Below are 533 nucleotides of genomic sequence, written 5' to 3'. Positions count from 1 at the left end.
GAAAATGCAGATGAACAGGAAGCTCAATATGACTCAGTAATGCTTGATGAGCCTGAAATACCGCTATTGCCTAAACTAAAATATGAGGATATAACGGTTGAAGCACTCAGCGAAAATCTATCAAAAGAATATCCTAACGGGAGTATTTGGTCAGATGAGGCAGGCATATTTTTATCCAGTCCAACCATGCAGAAGGACAACACAAAGTTTGCCAGTATCTTAAACCGTCTCTGGGATGGTAAGCCGATATCAATTCATCGCAAAACAACGGGTAATATTTTTATTAAAGACAGACGCTTCACCTTAAATCTTATGATGCAGCCATTACTTTTAGAGCAAATGACTAAAAAACATGATGGGATCAATCGTAATAGTGGTTTCTTTGCACGGACACTTTTTGCATATCCTGAATCAACCATGGGCAACCGCTACTATAAAGAGCCTGCCAGTAGTGTAAATGAAGATCTTGAGCGCTTTCATGCGCGAATCAAAAGCTGTCTAAATAAAACACTTCCCGTTGACCAGTATGGTTT

The 533-nt window shown here is 39.4% G+C and carries 1 protein-coding gene; it reads left to right on the top strand.

Features of this window, described 5'->3' with window-relative positions; all coding sequences use genetic code 11:
- Window positions 1-533, top strand: a 533-nt coding sequence (locus tag DNJ75_RS15250) for a DUF3987 domain-containing protein (RefSeq protein WP_117004218.1), incomplete at both ends; no start/stop codon positions are given.

The sequence above is a fragment of the Cysteiniphilum litorale genome (genome assembly GCF_003428165.1).
Classification (GTDB): domain Bacteria; phylum Pseudomonadota; class Gammaproteobacteria; order Francisellales; family Francisellaceae; genus Caedibacter; species Caedibacter litoralis.
This window is presented reverse-complemented; position numbering and strand designations above follow the sequence as displayed.